Raw genomic sequence first — 14,724 nt, 5'->3', positions numbered from 1 at the left:
GCGGATCGATGATGGCCGAGGGCGGACCTCGACCAAGGGAGTCTGAGATGTCGGTGATCCATCATCCCCGGGTGGCGTGGGACGCGGCCCGGACACTGGTCGGGGCGGTACCCGACGACGAGCGTTTCCGCAGCATCGCCGGTGAGCTGGAGCGGCTGCTCGGCGGTGGCGTGGCGCAGTCGCTGCGGGAGACGCGCGACCGGCTGCGCTCGGCCCCCGACGACGGGCGCGACCTGGTCGAGGCCGGGGTGTGGCGGGTCCGGATCGAGGACGCGCTGCGCAGCCACCCGGACGCCGTGGAGCCGCTGCGCCGGCTGACCACCCAGGCGCAGTCGAGATCAAGTTCGTCTTAGCTTTGGCTTAGACCGCTTGTCCGGGCGGTCGCCGCTCCGGCAGCATGTCTGCACGTGACCGACGGAATCGACGGCCCCGCCGGCCATTCGTCGACTCGGCGTTCCGCGCCGCGTCGGTGGCTGGTCGGCGGGGCGGTGGCCACCCTCGCCACGGTGGTGGGGCTCAGCCTCGCGCTCCGCTCCGGCGCCGCACCCGCCTGCGCCGCACCGGCCGGTCCGGCCGTCGCGCTCCCGGCCGCCGTCGCGCAGCTCGCCCCGCCCGCTGCCGGCACCCGCCACGAGGGGAAGGCGACCTTCTACGACTCGAAGGGCGCGGGTGGGAACTGCTCCTACCCGGCGGCCCCGGCCGACCGCCGCTACGTCGCGCTCGGCCCCGCCGAGTACGCCGACGGTGCCGCCTGCGGCGGGTACCTGGAGGTGACCGGGCCGAAGGGCACCGTACGGGTGATGGTGATGGACCAGTGCCCCGAGTGCGAACCCGGTCATCTCGACCTGTCCCGGGAGGCGTTCGCCCGCATCGCGGATCCGGTGCGGGGCATCGTCGACGTCAGCTACCGGCTGGTCGCCGACCCGCCGCTGTCCGGCCCGCTCACCTTCCGGATCAAGGAGGGCGCGTCGCAGTGGTGGTTCGCCGTGCTGGTCGCCGGCCACGGCAATCCGCTGCGTTCGGTCGAGGTGCGTCAGGGCGGTTCGGGGCCGTGGCGGGCGGCCGCGCGGGAGAGCTACAACTACTGGCTGATCGACTCCGGTGCCGGGCCCGGCCCGTACCAGGTCCGGGTCACCGACACCCGGGGCCACCAGGCCACCGCCACGGGCATCCGGATGGCGCCGGGCAAGGTGCAGCGCAGCTCCGTCCGGATGTACGGAGGCAGCTCGGCCGAGTCGGCCACGGCCGCCCGAACACCGGCAGCGCGTGCGAAGCCGTCGGCCAGCGCGTCGGTGCGCGCCTCGGCCCGGCCGACGCCGTCGGTCGCGGTGACGGTCGACGCGAGCGCGTCGGGCGAGCCGACCGGATTCGAAGCGTTCGCACCCGCGCCGCTCGCCGCCCCCTCGCCCGGCTGCGACTGACCCTGCGGCCGGTGCCGGTCAGCCGCTGGTGTGTTGATCCTGCCGGGCTGCCGTCAGGTCGAGCCACATCAGGATCTCGTCGCGGTCGTCGCCGGGGGCGACCCGGATCGCCGCGGGCCAGCGGCCGACCTCGTGGTATCCGAGCCGCCGGTAGAACCGGTCGAGCCCGAACCCGTCCCGCACGGTGACGTGCAGCGCCGCCAGCCCGAGGCGGCGGGCCACCCGTTCGGCCTCGCGCATCAGCGCCTCACCGAAGCCACGCCCCTGGTTGTCGGGGTGCACCATCACCCGGGTGAGCACCCGCAGGTGCGTCTTCAGGTGGAACCGGGGATCGGTGAAGATCGCCATGGCGACCAGCCGATCGCCGTCGTAGCCCAGCAGCAACCGGTCCGGTCCGTCGGCGATGTCGGCCAGCGTCGGGTCGGCGATGGTGCGGACCTGCACGGCGTCGACAGGTGCCACGAAGCCGACCGCGCCGCCGGCGTTCGTCACGTCGACCCACAGCGCGACGATCCGTTCGCGCAGGTCGGCGGTCAGTTCGGGGTCGAGGACGAAGCGCAGGTTCACGCCGCTCATCCTCGCCCGGGCAGCGTCCCGGTCGCCCGTCATGGTGACCAGGCTGACAGGTCGATCGGTGCGGGAGAGGGGATTCGAACCCCCACGTCCTCTCGGACACAGGTTCCTAAGACCTGCGCGGCTGCCTGTTACGCCACTCCCGCCGGCCGGGAAAGTCTAGACGGTCGACGGGGCTGATCGTTCGGTGCGGGCGCTGTCGTGCTGAATCATCTGCGCCATCAGCTCGACAGGTCGGCGGGCGGTCACCACCATCAGCACCACCGGCACCGCGACGGTCAGTCCAGGCCGAGGTCGCGGCGCAGCTTGGCGACGTGGCCGGTGGCCTTCACGTTGTAGAGCGCCCGCTCGATCCGGCCCTCCTCGTCGATGACGAAGGTGGAGCGGATCACGCCGGTGACCGTGCGGCCGTACATCTGCTTCTCGCCGTACGCGCCGTAGGCGGTCAGCACCGCCTTGTCGACGTCGGCGACCAGCGGAAAGGTGATCGCGTCGCGCTCGCGGAACTTCGCCAGCTTCTCCGGCTTGTCCGGTGAGATGCCCACCACCTCGTATCCGGCGGCCTGCAACGACGCCAACGAGTCCCGGAAGTCGCAGGCCTGCTTGGTGCATCCGGGCGTCATCGCGGCCGGGTAGGCGTACAGCACGACCTTGCGACCGCGCAGGTCGGCCAGGGTGAGCTGCCCGTCGGTGTCGGTGGGCAGGCTGAACCCGGGCGCCGGGTCGCCGGGGGAGAGGCGGGCGGGAGCGGTCATGGCACGACCCTACCGCCGCGCTGGGCCAGCCGGTCGGCGCGGCACGTCGGACGAGGCGTACGGCACTGTTGCCAGGTATTGGCAACAGTGCCGTACGGGAAATACGCTCACCCCTGCCGGCGGGCACGGGTCCGCCGACCCGTGGAGGTCATGTGGAAACCCTGGCGATGCACATCTCCAACGGCATCATCAACGGTCCGGTCGCCGCGGTCTTCGCGGTGATCGCGCTGGCGGCGATGGCGTACTGCGTCATGCGTGGCCGGCAGGACCTGGACGACCGGCTGGCGCCGATGGCCGGCCTGGTCGCCGCGTTCATCTTCGCCGTGCAGATGCTCAACTTTCCGATCTTCACCGCCGGGGTCAGTGGCCACCTGCTCGGCGGTGCGCTCGCCGCGATGCTTGTCGGGCCGTGGGTCGGCGCGCTCTGCGTCGCGGTGGTGCTCGTGGTGCAGGCCCTCGTCTTCGGTGACGGTGGGGTGGCCATGCTCGGCCTCAACATCACCAACATGGCCGTGATCGGCATCGCGGTGGCGTACCTGCTGATCGCGCTGCTGCTGCGGGTACTGCCCCGCACCCCGGCCGGATTGGCGGTCACCGCCTTCGTCGCCGCGCTGGTCAGCGTGGTCGTCGCGGCGATGGGCTTCGTGCTGCAGTACCAGCTCGGCGGCACCACCGATCTCGGCGGCAACCTGGCCGGCCTGGCCGGCACCATGGCCGTGTCCCACCTGTTCATCGGCGTCGGCGAGGGGCTGATCACGGCGACCACTGTGGTCACCGTGGCGAAGGTCCGTCCCGACCTGGTGTACGCGCTGCGCGCCCTGAAGCCGGCCGCACCGGTGACCGTCCCGACCGTCGGAGGTGTCCGGTGAGGAAGTGGGGTTTCATCGTCGGAGGGCTCCTCGTCGCCCTGCTGCTGGCCGGCGTGGTCAGCAACTTCGCCTCGTCGCATCCGGACGGGCTGGACTCGTCGCTGCGGGAGGGCTGCACCTTCGACGCCGACGACGAGATCACCGGCGGCAGTTGCCCGGCGCAGCAGGAGCGGGAGCACGAGATCGGCGGCCCGCTCGCCGACTACGGCATCGCGGGCGTGGACAACGACTTCCTCTCCACCGGGCTCTCCGGCGTGCTGGGCGTACTGCTGACCTTCGCCGTGGCCGGCGGCGCCTTCTGGCTGGTCCGCCGCCGGCAGCCGACGGGGGAGAGCACCACCGGGGCGCAGCGCACCGACCCGGCCACCACGAGCGGCGGGTAGCCGAGGTGGGAGCCGGTCACGCCCACGTGCTGTACCGGGCCACCGACTCGCCGGTGCACCGGCTACCACCGGAGGTCAAGATCGCGGCGATGGTGGCGTTCACCATCGCCGTGGTCGCCACCCCCCGCGAGGCGCTCTGGGCCTTCGGCGCGTACGCCCTGCTGGTCGCGGTCGTCGCGGTGCTGGCCCGGGTGACGGCTCGCTGGCTGCTGCTGCGGTCGACGATCGAGCTGCCGTTCGTCCTGTTCGCCTTCGCCCTGCCGTTCCTCGGCGCGGGCGAGCGGGTGGACGTGGCCGGGCTGCACCTGTCGGTCGACGGTCTCTACGGTGCCTGGAACATCATCGCCAAGGGCACCCTCGGCGTCTGGGCGTCGCTGCTGCTGGCGGCGACCACCACCACCCGCGACCTGATCGTGGGGCTGGACCGGCTGCGCTGCCCGCAGATCGTCACCCAGATCGCCACCTTCATGCTGCGCTACCTCGACGTGCTGGTCGGCGAGGCCCGGCGGATGCGTCTCGCCCGGATCTCCCGGGGCGACGATCCACGCTTCGTGTGGCAGCTGCGCGGCTTCGCCGCCGGCGTCGGGGCGCTGTTCCTGCGCGCCTTCGAGCGGGGCGAGCGGGTCTACCTGGCGATGCTCTCGCGTGGCTACACCGGTCGGATGCCGACGGTGTGGCAGGGCGGCGCGGCGGCGACGACCGGGCAGTGGCTGATCGCGGCCACCGTGCCGGTGCTGGCGGGCACCGTCGCCGCCACGGCCGCCGTCCTGACATGATCGAAGCGTGCAGCCCACCCCGCCCAGCCTGGACGTCCGTGGCGTACGGTACGCCTACCCCGACGGCCACGTCGCGCTGCACGGCGTCGACCTGACGGTGGCGCGCGGCGAGCGGGTCGCGCTGCTCGGCCCCAACGGCGCCGGGAAGACGACGCTGGTGCTGCACCTCAACGGCATCCTGACGCCCACCGAGGGGCAGGTCGCGGTCGGTGGGCTGACAGTCGGCCCGGACCGGGCGACGCTCGCCGAGATCCGCCGCCGGGTCGGCATCGTCTTCCAGGATCCGGACGACCAGCTCTTCCTGCCCACCGTCGCCGAGGACGTGGCGTTCGGCCCGGCCAACCTCGGGCTGCGCGGGCCGGAACTGGTTGCCCGGGTGGACGAGGCCCTGGCCGCGGTGGGCATGTCGGAACACCGGGACCGGACCCCGCACCACCTCTCCTTCGGGCAGCGTCGTCGGGTGGCGGTGGCCACCGTGCTGGCGATGCGGCCGGAGATCCTGGTGCTCGACGAGCCGTCGTCGAACCTCGACCCGGCGGCACGGCGGGAACTGGCCGACATCCTGCGCACCCTGCCGGTGACCCTGCTGATGGTCACCCACGACCTGCCGTACGCGTTCGAACTCTGCGACCGCTCGGTCATCCTCGACGGTGGGCGGATCGTGGCCGACGGGCCGACGGCCGTGCTGCTCGACGATGAGGAGCTGCTCGCCCGGCACCGCCTCGAACTGCCCTACCCGTTCCGTCCCACCACCGGGCGCCCGCCGATCAGCGAGTAACGGCCGTTGTCGCGGACGGGCGGCGGGCGGCGGTGTGCAGGCGCAGCAGCGCGGCGGCCAGCGCGCCGGCACCGGCCACCATGACGAGGACGACGAGTGTCCGGGCGACGGTCGGCGGCCACGGCGTCGGCAGCACCGCCCGGCTGAAACCGGCGATGTTCGTCACCCCGGCGAACAACGCCAGGCAGACGCCCGCCAGCGCCACCAGGAAGTCGACGTGGGACCGGGGAGCGGACGAGGCAGCGACGCCGGTCGCCGCCCGCGCCCCGACGACGATCGCCGCCAGGCCGGTCAGCAGGGTCCACACCGGACCGGTCAGCAGGCCGGCCAGCACGCCGCCCGGTCCCTGTGCCCCGGCGTCGAGCGTCCGTCCGAGCGCGACCGCGACCGCCGCGGCTCCGCCGACGATCAGCAGCCCGCCGAGGGCGGCGAGCGCCCGCCGCCCGGGGCCGGAGGCCGCCGGCAGCACCCCGAGCGCACCGACCGCCAGCACGCCGACGACGGTCACCACCCACCAGGTGTACGCGTCCGGCGGCGGTACCCAGTCCAGGGTGCCGCGGATCTCCGTCGGCCCGTCCGCGCCGCGTAGCGGGACCACCCAGTCGCGTACCCGGTGCTCACGGTCGGGTGCGGCGCGGACCTGGGCGGGCGGTTCCGCCTCGCGCCACAGGGCCCGCTGGTCGTGCCAGCGGGCGGTCGTCCCGCCGTCGACACGGTGCCAGCGCGGCTCGGCGGCCGGGTCGGCCTCGGCCGGCAGGGCGGTGTCACCGACGAGCGTGCGGTTGAGATACGTCGCGGGTGAGCGGGAGTTCTCGTAGACGCCGTCCGGTCCGATCCGCAGATACGGCTCACCCGAGTAGCCGATCACCTCGACCGGCGTGGCGCCGGTGTTCGTCAGCTCCAGCCGGGCACCCGCCTCGATGACCCGTACCCGCAGGTCCGGGTGACCGGCGGCGGTGACCGTCACCCGGTAGTCCGTGCCGTTCGGCGCGTCCGCGCCGTGGGCGAGGGCGGGGGCGGCGGTGGCGAGGATCGCGGTGATCGTGCCGGCGAACAGCAGCCCGGCCCGGGCGAGCAGGGTCACCGGCCGGCCGCCTCCACCGCCGCGGTGATGTTCTCCGGCGTCCACTCCCGCACCGGCTCGCCGTCGACCAGGATGGTCGGCGTGCCGGTGACGTCGGCCTGACTCGCCTCGGCGGTGACGTGCTCGGTCCACGGCTGGTACTTGGCGTCCCGGACGCAGCTGGCGAACGCTTCGCGGTCCAGCCCGACCTCGGCCCCGATGTCGATCAGCTCGTCGTTGCTGAGGCCGGCACCGCCCTCCGGCGGCTGCCGCTCGAACAGTGCCTCGCTGAACTCGGTGAACTTGCCGCCCTCGGCGGCGCAGCCGGACGCGGCCGAGGCCCGGGTCGAGTAGTCGGTGCTGGAGTACCGGTCGAGGAAGGCCACCGGGTGGTAGACCACCCGTACCTTGCCGTCGGCCACCAACTGGTCGATGGTGGCACCGCTGGTCTGTTCGAACTGCTTACAGGCCGGGCAGATGTAGTCCTCGTAGATGTCGATGGTCACCGGCCCGGAGCCGACCACGATGCCGGTGCCCGCGTCGTTGGCGCCCGGCGGCGCGGTGAACTCGTCGGACTGCTGGCTGGACCAGACGCTCCAGCCGATCAGGCCGGCGATGACCAGCACCAGCACCGCGCCCACCGAGATCCACAGGGTCCGCTTGCGGCGCCGCTCCCGGTTGATCTGTTCCCGGACCACCCGGGCCGCGTCCTTGCGTCCCTTGCGACTACTCATTGTCGTCCTCCACCGGTTCGCCCGCGAGCGCGCCGTCGGCGGAGACGGCGGTGCGGGGCCAGATCAGCAGGAACCCGGCCAACGCCAGGAAGCCGATGTCCCGGAGGATCTCCGGGAGATAACTGGGGCTCTCCCCGGCCGGCAGTTCGCCGCCCACCCCGAAACAGCCGCAGTCGATGGCCAGCCCCCGTGACCAGGCCGAGGCGATGCCGGCGATGAAGACCAGCAGCAGAGCCGCGGAGACTCCGGCGGCCAGCCTGGTGGCCAGCCCGAGCAGCAGCAGCAGGGCCAACGCCAGCTCGACGAAGGGCAGCGCCGCACCGACCACCATCGCCACGTCGTACGGCAGCACCTGGTAGGCGTTCACCGCGCGGCCGGAGGCGGCCAGGTCGCCGACCTTCGACCAGCCCGCCCAGAACCAGACGCCGGCCAGGCCGAGCCGGACGGCGAGACCGAGCCAGGGGCGCCAGGTGCGCAGGTTGGCGTTCACCCGGCCAACGCCTCGTCCACGGCGTCGACCAGCTCGGCCCGGGCCCGCGCCACCCGCGAGCGGATGGTGCCCACCGGCACCCCCTCCACCGCGGCGGCCTCGGCGTACGACAGGCCGAGCAACTGGGTCAGCACGAATGCCGCGCGTCGTTCGGGGTCCAACCGGCGCACCAGGTCGCTCGCGCCGAGCTGACCGGCCGGGTCGGGGTGCGGCACGTCGGTGTGCGCGTGCGCGGTGAGCCGTTGATCCAGTCGCCGCCGCCGCACCACCGTGCGCAGGTGGTCGGCGCAGGTCCGCCGGGCGATGCCGAGCAGCCAGGTGCGGGCGCTGGACCGGCCGGCGAAGGAGGGCAGCGCGCGGAACGCCCGCAGGTAGGTCTCCTGGGTGAGATCGTCGGCGCTGTCCGGATCGATGAGCGCCGCGGTGAACCGCCACACCTCCGCCTGGGTGGCGCGCACGAACGCGGCCTGCGCGACCGGGTCGCCGTCCCGGGCGGCCAGCGCCCACCCGGTGGCCGGGTCGGCGGTCGGGTCGGGCTCTGCGTGCCGCGGCGTCCCGGCAGGTCGCCGGGGCCGGCCGTCGGCGCGTTCCGGGCCGACGGTGCCGGTGTCGGCGCTGGCGGAGGTGTCGCGCGGGGCGGGGATCACGACAACCCAGGTTACGCGGCGGCGCGCCGAGCAGCAGGGTCCTTCGGCCCTTCCATGGGGTGCACCACTCCGGGAACTTTTCCGGCGTTGTGACCGACTATCCGCCTATGAGCTCCGGCCCGGTGTCCGCGCGCCCGCGCTCGATCACAGGCAATCGCCATCAATCGATGGACCTGGTTCGCCTGGAACGGGTGTCGTCGGCGACCATGGGCGGCATGACTGCCGCCCATCGCCGCCGGTTCGCCCGGCTGGCCGCGACCGTCGGCCTCCTGGTCGCCGTCGTGGCGCTGCTGCTCGTCCCCGCCAGCCCGGCCAGCGCCCACGCCGTGCTGTCCAGCAGCAGCCCGGCCGCCTCGGCCGTGGTACCCGCCGCGCCGGCCGAGGTGGTGCTCACCTTCAGCGAGACGGTCCGCAAGGTGCCGGACCGGATCCGGGTGATCGCCCCGGACGGGTCCCGTGCCGACCAGGGCGAGCCCACCTTCGCCGGCAGTGTGGTCAACATCCCCGTCGACACCGGTCGCGGCAACGGCACCTACCTGGTCACCTACCGGGTGATCTCCGCCGACAGCCACCCGGTCTCCGGCGCGTTCACCTACTCGGTGGGCGCACCCTCCGAGCCGCCGGTGGACAGCGGCGACGACGGCCAGGCCAACCCGGTGGTCGGCACCGCCGTCAAGGTCGCCAAGTTCCTCGGGTACGCCGGCCTGCTGCTGGCGATCGGGCCGGCGCTGGTGCTCGCCCTGCTCTGGCCGCGCCGGCTGTCCCGGCGCGGGCCGGCCCGGCTGGCCTGGACCGGCCTCGGGCTGGTGGCGCTGGCCACGGTGGCGGCGGTTCTGCTCCAGGTGCCCTACACCAACGGCGGCGGGGTGTTCGACGTCACCGGCGAAGGGCTGAGCCTGGTGCTCGGCAGCGCCTTCGGCGCCGCTCACCTGGTCCGGCTCGGACTGCTGGCCGCGGTGGCGTTGCTGCTCCGGCCGCTGCTGGCCGGCCCGGTGGGCCGGACGGACCTGGTGATCCTGGGTGTGCTGGCCGTGGGAGCGCTGTTCACCTGGCCGATCGCCGGGCATCCGGCGGCCTCGCCGGCCCCGGCGGTGTCGGTGCTCGTCGACACGGTGCACCTGGGCGGCATGGCCGTCTGGCTGGGCGGGCTGGTGATGCTCGCCGTGTTCCTGCTGCCCCGCGCCGACGAGCGGGAACTGGGTGCGATCCTGCCGATCTGGTCCCGGTGGGCGGCTCTGGCGGTCTCCGCGCTGCTGCTCGCCGGCACCGTCCAGGCGCTGATCGAGGTGGCCACCCCGGCGGCCCTGGTGAACACCACGTACGGGCGGCTGGTGCTGGCCAAGATCGGCCTCTTCGTGCTTGTCATCGCCGTGGCCGCCTACTCCCGCCACCTGGTGCGCACCCGGGTCGCGGCCAGCCGGCCGGCTCCGGTGCGCCGGGCGATCTGGGCCGAGCTGGCGATCACCGCGATCGTGCTGGGAGTGTCGGCCACCCTGGTCCAGACGACCCCCGCCCGCAGCGTCTCCACGGACGTGTCCGCCGCCGACAGCGGCTACTTCAGCACCACCGCCACCAGCTCGCTGTACTCCATGCAGATCGAGGTGTCGCCGGCCCGCCGGGGCAACAACTCGGTGCACCTGTACGCGTACACGCTGGAGAACCAACCGCTGCCGGTCGTCGAATGGCAGGTCACGGTCGCCCTGCCGGCGGCCGGGATCGAGCCGATCCAGGTGCCCCTGCTGCCGCTCACCGACAACCACGCCACCGGCGAGATCAGCCTGCCCGCGGCGGGCGAGTGGGAGCTGCGGGTCACCGCCCGTACCACCGAGATCGACCAGGCCACGGTGACCGTCACCGTGCCCGTCCGATAGAGAGGTTCCATCGATGCTCCGTCACCGGCGTTTCGCCGCCACCGCCGCCGCTCTGACGCTCGGCGCCGTCGCCACGGCCGTGTTCGGCTTCGTGGCCCCGGCCTCCGCGCACGTCACGGTCAATCCGCGCGAGGCCACCCAGGGCGGCTACGGTCGGCTCGCGTTCCGGGTACCGAACGAGAGCGACACCGCGTCGACCACCAAGCTGGAGATCTTCCTGCCGGAGAACGCACCGGTCGGCTCGGTGTCGACCATGCCGGTGCCCGGCTGGTCGGTGGCGGTGGAGAAGCGGCAGGTCGACCCGCCGGTGCAGGTGCACGGCAGCGAGATCACCGAGGTGGTTTCCAAGATCACCTGGACGGCCGGTGACGGAGCCGCCATCGCCCCCGGCACCTTCCAGGAGTTCCCCGTGTCCATGGGGCCGCTGCCCGAGACCGACCAGATGGTCTTCAAGGCGTTGCAGACCTACTCCGACGGTGCCGTGGTGCGCTGGATCGACGAGCCGCAGCCCGGTGGCGAGGAGCCGGCCGCCCCGGCACCGGTGCTCACGCTCACCGCCGCCTCCGCCGCCGACACGCCGACGGAGGCGCCGGCCGACTCGCCCGCTGGGGCGCAGTCCGACGACAGCGACGACGAGGACGGCAACGGTCTGGCGGTCGGCCTCGGCGTCGCCGGACTGCTCGCCGGCCTCGGCGGGCTGGTGCTCGGGGGGCTGGCCTTCGCCCGCACCCGGCGCTCCAGTGGCACCGCGGCGACGCCAGCCCCCTGAGGCGTCATCGCATCGCAGGCCCGCCGGGGTGATCCCCGGGCGGGCCTGTCCGCTTTCGGCGTCCGTGCCGTGGATATCCGCTGATTGGCGGGTCGGCGTAGGTAAGGTCGGCCGGGTGTCTGGCTACAGAGGGGAGCAGGGCGCATGCGTTTCGTGTGGACGCTTACCGGAATGCTGCTGCTGACCGTCGGCACCGCCGCGCTGCTCGGTGCGGCCGCGCTCGGTCTGCTGACCGGTCACGCCGGCCCCGACGGGGCGTTCACCGCCCGGTTCGAGACCGTGCAGACGCCGGGCCACGCGGTGGTGGTGACCGACCTCGACGCGCTGGTACGCCGGGAGGTGCCGTTCGCCCGGGGCGGGCAGGCCCGGCTGCGGCTGGACGCCCGTACTCCCGACGGGCCGGCCTTCGTCGGGCTGGCCCCGGCCGAGGAGGCGCAGCGCTGGCTGGCCGGCGCGCCGCACGCCGCGGTGCTCCGGGTGCCGCTCGCCAGGGGTCCGCTGCCGGTCCGGCTGGAACAGGTGACCCCGGCGGCGGGGACACCGCCCACCGTCCCGGCCGCACCCGCCGCGCAGACCTTCTGGGTACGCGCCGGCTACGGCGTGCTCGAGTGGAGCCCCGGCGACCTGGCCGGGCAGCGGCTGAGTCTGGTGCTGCTGCGCCCCGACGGTGGGGCGGGGGTGACCCTCGACCTGCGCGCGGAACTGCGGGCCGGCTGGATCGCCCCGGCCACCTGGGGCTCGCTCACCGGCGGGACACTGTTGGTGATCCTCGCCGCGTTGGTGCTGCTGCGGCCGGTCCGGCCGCGCGAGGTGGTCTTCGTGGTCGAGCCGGACCAGGTGCCGGTGCTCGCCGGACGGCTCGGGATCAGCTCACTCAGTGGCCTGGGCGCCCCGACACCGCCCGGTCCTCGCCGGCTGCCCGGGCGTCAACTCGTCCCGGTCGCCGCCACCGTGCCTGCCACCACGACCCGGCCCGCCATCGGCCCGGTGCCACGCCCGACCACCCTCGCCGAACTCCCCGACCCGGCAACCCCGCCGCACCCCCTCCGCCCACCCGCCCCACCAACCTGACCCACCCCGCCCGCGCCCTGAGCCCTCGCACGCCGATCTTGCACTTATGGTCGCGGCAAAAGGGATGAAAGTCGTGTATCAACGACCAGAACTGCAAGATCGGCGAGGAAGGGGTGGGGGTGAGCGGGGCTGCGGGGTTGGGAGAGTGGGCGGGCGGCCCTCCGTGCTGCCGACGCGGAGGGCCGCCCTTCACCGGGGGATATCGGGGTCCGTGGGGTTTTGGTAACCCTTGAAGCAGATTACCGATGGATGGGAGTCTCGGGAAGAGTGTCCGACTTTGTGGGCTGACGACTCGGGGCTCGCGCCCCGCCACGCACCGGTAGGACGACGAGCAGCACCAGACAGAGCCACACGTACGCGTTGCGGAGCACGAACTCCCACGGGCTGCCGGTGGGCGACGGAGTGATTCCCCAGTCGTAGAAGGACACCACCCCGTACACGATGATCGAGGTGACGCTGACAGCGATGATCACCAGCCGGCGGCGTCGGCGGGCCCCCGCGGCGGTGCGCGGGTCGGCGCCCAACGCGGCGTCGGCGAGGATCACCACCGCCGGGATGAACCAGTAGATGTGGTGTGTCCAGGTGATCGGGCTGATCAGCGCCGCCACCAGGCCGGTCAGCGTCAGGCCGGTCAGCGCGTCCCCGGCCTGCGACGCCCGCACCGCCCGCCACAACCCGTACCCGCTGACCACCGCGACCAGCAGCAGCCAGACCAGCCGGTTCGGCTCCTCCGGAGCGGTGAGCCGGCTCAGCAGTCCGAACAGTGACTGGTTGCCGGTGTAGTCGGTGCGGCCGACCCGGTCGGTGGCCCACAGCTCGTGCGTCCAGAACCGCCACGAGTCACCCGGCGCCACCGCCGCGGCGAGCAGGGTCGCCCCGGCCGCGGTCGCCCCGGCCACCACCGCCGCCCGCCACCGCCGGGTCGCCAGCAGGTAGATCACGAAGATGGCCGGGAACAGCTTGAGCGCCGCCGCCAACCCGATGCCCACTCCGGCCCAGCGGCTGTCACGGGGTACGGCGAACAGCAGGTCGGCCAGGATCAGCACCACCAGCAGCATGTTGATCTGCCCGAAGGTGACCGTCTCCCGGGTGCTCTCCACGCCGAGCACGAACAGTACGCCCACCACCAGGGTGAACAGGTGAGGTAGCCGGCGCCGGCGGATCACCGGCTCAAGCAGCCACTTCGTGGTGACCACCACGCCGAGCAGGGTCAGCCCGGTGAAGATCGCCACGGTGGCGCCCAGCTTCAACCAGGAGAACGGCAGCAGGATCAGCGCGGCGAACGGTGGATAGGTGAAGAACAACTCGCCCTGCACCCGGTCCGGCTGTGCGTAGTCGTACAGCGGGTTGCCGGCGGCCCACCAGTCCATGGCCGCCATGTAGATCTTCAGGTCGAAGAAGTCGTGGGTGCGTCCCGGCAGGTAGAGAGCCGGAAGCACCGCCGCCAACGCCAGTGCCCCGACGACCCGGCGGGCCGTACGGCTGCCCGGGTCGTCCAGGTCGACGCAGGGTGGTGTGGCGGGTTCGGCGGGCACGGGGAAGACCCTAGCGGTCGGTGACCGTGACGGCGCGGAGCCACGAGACTTGGCCTGCGCGTAGGCTGTCCCGGTGGCTGATCTTCTCGTCTGGATCGACTGTGAGATGACCGGGCTGGACCTCGGTGGCGACAAACTGATCGAGGTCGCCGCGCTGGTCACCGACCCCGACCTCAACGTGCTCGGTGACGGCGTCGACGTGGTGATCCACACTGACGACGCCGCGCTGGACGCGATGCCCGAGATCGTCCGGACGATGCACGGCAAGTCGGGACTGACCGAAGAGGTACGTCGCTCCACCATCACCCTCGCCGAGGCGGAGGAGCGGGTGCTCGACTACGTCACCCGCCACGTCAAGGATCCGCGCACCGCCCCGCTGTGTGGCAACTCGATCGCCACCGACCGTGGCTTCATCGCCCGGGACATGCCCCGCCTCGACGCCCACCTGCACTACCGCATGATCGACGTCTCCTCGATCAAGGAACTGTGCCGCCGCTGGTATCCCCGCGTGTACTTCGGTCAGCCGCAGAAGGGCCTGGCACACCGGGCCCTGGCCGACATCCGGGAGAGCATCCGCGAGTTGGAGTACTACCGACGCACCATCTTCGTCCCCCTGCCCGGGCCGGACGTGGAGAGCGCCAAGGCCATCGCCGGCGAACTCTGACGCCCTCGGCGGGCCCCTTGCGGCCCGGCGGCAACCCGCTGGACGGAGTCGGCCGTGGTGGGGGTATGATTTCACCGCACCCGCCCCCGGCGATCGACCGGGAGCGGCGGCATGGTGGCTGTAGCTCAGTTGGCAGAGCACCGGGTTGTGGTCCCGGTTGTCGTGGGTTCAATTCCCATCAGTCACCCGGTTGGTGGATCTACTCCACAGCAGTTCAGGCCCCGTCTTCAGACGGGGCCTGACGCGTTGTAGGGGGTTGGTAGGGGAGTTCGTCTCCCGCCCGTCGGACAGGCGTGGCGACGGCGGCCGCCTACCGGGCAACGGC

The 14,724-nt window shown here is 72.8% G+C and carries 16 protein-coding genes, 2 tRNA genes and 1 pseudogene; 11 read left to right on the top strand and 8 right to left on the bottom strand.

Annotation, left to right across the window (positions count from 1 at the left end; all coding sequences use genetic code 11):
- Positions 1-47: 47 nt before the first annotated feature.
- Both O7605_RS13930 and O7605_RS13925 read left to right on the top strand, forming a co-directional pair.
- Positions 48-353: a hypothetical protein gene (locus tag O7605_RS13930; RefSeq protein WP_269739576.1), complete on the top strand. Its 306-nt coding sequence runs from the start codon at positions 48-50 to the stop codon at positions 351-353.
- Between the two features lie 54 nt (positions 354-407).
- Positions 408-1,421 (top strand): expansin EXLX1 family cellulose-binding protein, encoded by a 1,014-nt coding sequence (locus tag O7605_RS13925; protein WP_269739575.1) that lies wholly within the window; start codon positions 408-410, stop codon positions 1,419-1,421.
- A gap of 18 nt (positions 1,422-1,439) precedes the next feature.
- Here the strand turns inward: O7605_RS13925 and O7605_RS13920 are convergent, their stop codons facing one another.
- The 3 genes from O7605_RS13920 to bcp all read right to left on the bottom strand — a co-directional run bounded on the left by O7605_RS13920 (position 1,440) and on the right by bcp (position 2,749).
- Positions 1,440-1,988 (bottom strand): GNAT family N-acetyltransferase, encoded by a 549-nt coding sequence (locus O7605_RS13920; protein WP_269742631.1) that lies wholly within the window; start codon positions 1,986-1,988, stop codon positions 1,440-1,442.
- Positions 1,989-2,056: 68 nt separating this feature from the next.
- Positions 2,057-2,140 (bottom strand) — tRNA-Leu (locus tag O7605_RS13915).
- Positions 2,141-2,272: 132 nt separating this feature from the next.
- Positions 2,273-2,749 carry a thioredoxin-dependent thiol peroxidase gene (bcp, locus tag O7605_RS13910; RefSeq protein ID WP_269739574.1) on the bottom strand — a complete coding sequence of 159 codons (477 nt, stop codon included), beginning with the start codon at positions 2,747-2,749 and terminating at the stop codon, positions 2,273-2,275.
- Positions 2,750-2,901: 152 nt separating this feature from the next.
- On the opposite strand from bcp, the gene O7605_RS13905 reads away from it, so the two are divergent.
- The 4 genes from O7605_RS13905 to O7605_RS13890 are packed head-to-tail and all read left to right on the top strand — an operon-like array spanning position 2,902 to position 5,555.
- Complete coding sequence (locus tag O7605_RS13905) at positions 2,902-3,618, top strand: energy-coupling factor ABC transporter permease (RefSeq protein ID WP_269739573.1); 717 nt, start codon at positions 2,902-2,904, stop codon at positions 3,616-3,618.
- A complete protein-coding gene (locus O7605_RS13900) occupies positions 3,615-4,001 on the top strand; it encodes a PDGLE domain-containing protein (protein ID WP_269739572.1) in 387 nt (128 codons plus the stop codon). The genes O7605_RS13905 and O7605_RS13900 overlap by 4 nt, the downstream gene beginning before the upstream one ends.
- Before the next feature lie 5 nt (positions 4,002-4,006).
- Entirely contained in the window at positions 4,007-4,777 is a 771-nt protein-coding gene (cbiQ, locus tag O7605_RS13895) for a cobalt ECF transporter T component CbiQ (protein WP_269739571.1), read from the top strand.
- 7 nt (positions 4,778-4,784) lie between these two features.
- Positions 4,785-5,555: an energy-coupling factor ABC transporter ATP-binding protein gene (locus O7605_RS13890; protein WP_269739570.1), complete on the top strand. Its 771-nt coding sequence runs from the start codon at positions 4,785-4,787 to the stop codon at positions 5,553-5,555.
- Here the strand turns inward: O7605_RS13890 and O7605_RS13885 are convergent.
- The 4 genes from O7605_RS13885 to O7605_RS13870 are packed head-to-tail and all read right to left on the bottom strand — an operon-like array spanning position 5,545 to position 8,489.
- Positions 5,545-6,639, bottom strand: a complete 1,095-nt coding sequence (locus O7605_RS13885; protein ID WP_269739569.1) for a hypothetical protein — start codon at positions 6,637-6,639, stop codon at positions 5,545-5,547. The two genes, O7605_RS13890 and O7605_RS13885, sit on opposite strands and share 11 nt — an antisense overlap.
- Positions 6,636-7,352: a DsbA family protein gene (locus tag O7605_RS13880; protein WP_269739568.1), complete on the bottom strand. Its 717-nt coding sequence runs from the start codon at positions 7,350-7,352 to the stop codon at positions 6,636-6,638. The genes O7605_RS13885 and O7605_RS13880 overlap by 4 nt, the downstream gene beginning before the upstream one ends.
- The gene (locus tag O7605_RS13875; RefSeq protein WP_269739567.1) at positions 7,345-7,842 is read right to left on the bottom strand and encodes a MauE/DoxX family redox-associated membrane protein; all 498 of its coding nucleotides are present in this window, start codon (positions 7,840-7,842) and stop codon (positions 7,345-7,347) included. Before O7605_RS13875 ends, O7605_RS13880 begins: the two co-directional genes overlap by 8 nt.
- On the bottom strand, positions 7,839-8,489 hold the full coding sequence (locus O7605_RS13870) for a sigma-70 family RNA polymerase sigma factor (protein WP_443083923.1): 651 nt from the start codon (positions 8,487-8,489) through the stop codon (positions 7,839-7,841). Before O7605_RS13870 ends, O7605_RS13875 begins: the two co-directional genes overlap by 4 nt.
- A gap of 206 nt (positions 8,490-8,695) precedes the next feature.
- On the opposite strand from O7605_RS13870, the gene O7605_RS13865 reads away from it, so the two are divergent.
- The 3 genes and pseudogenes from O7605_RS13865 to O7605_RS32110 all read left to right on the top strand — a co-directional run.
- Positions 8,696-10,360 (top strand): copper resistance CopC/CopD family protein, encoded by a 1,665-nt coding sequence (locus O7605_RS13865; RefSeq protein WP_269742629.1) that lies wholly within the window; start codon positions 8,696-8,698, stop codon positions 10,358-10,360.
- 13 nt (positions 10,361-10,373) lie between these two features.
- Complete coding sequence (locus O7605_RS13860) at positions 10,374-11,129, top strand: YcnI family copper-binding membrane protein (protein WP_164445869.1); 756 nt, start codon at positions 10,374-10,376, stop codon at positions 11,127-11,129.
- A 669-nt stretch (positions 11,130-11,798) separates the two neighbouring features.
- A pseudogene (locus O7605_RS32110) lies at positions 11,799-12,200 on the top strand (hypothetical protein); the annotation flags it as partial.
- Positions 12,201-12,439: 239 nt separating this feature from the next.
- Here the strand turns inward: O7605_RS32110 and O7605_RS13850 are convergent.
- A complete protein-coding gene (locus O7605_RS13850; RefSeq protein ID WP_269739566.1) occupies positions 12,440-13,735 on the bottom strand; it encodes a glycosyltransferase family 87 protein in 1,296 nt (431 codons plus the stop codon).
- A gap of 73 nt (positions 13,736-13,808) precedes the next feature.
- Between O7605_RS13850 and orn the strand changes: the two genes are divergently transcribed.
- Together orn and O7605_RS13840 are read left to right on the top strand one after the other, a co-directional pair.
- Positions 13,809-14,399 (top strand): oligoribonuclease, encoded by a 591-nt coding sequence (orn, locus tag O7605_RS13845; protein ID WP_269739565.1) that lies wholly within the window; start codon positions 13,809-13,811, stop codon positions 14,397-14,399.
- Positions 14,400-14,513: 114 nt separating this feature from the next.
- A tRNA-His gene (locus O7605_RS13840) sits at positions 14,514-14,586 on the top strand.
- The last annotated feature ends 138 nt before the right edge of the window (positions 14,587-14,724 follow it).

It is taken from the genome of Verrucosispora sp. WMMA2121 (assembly GCF_027460185.1).
Classification (GTDB): domain Bacteria; phylum Actinomycetota; class Actinomycetes; order Mycobacteriales; family Micromonosporaceae; genus Micromonospora; species Micromonospora palythoicola.
The sequence above is the reverse complement of the archived record's forward strand: the minus strand, read 5'-3'. Positions and strand labels throughout refer to the sequence as shown.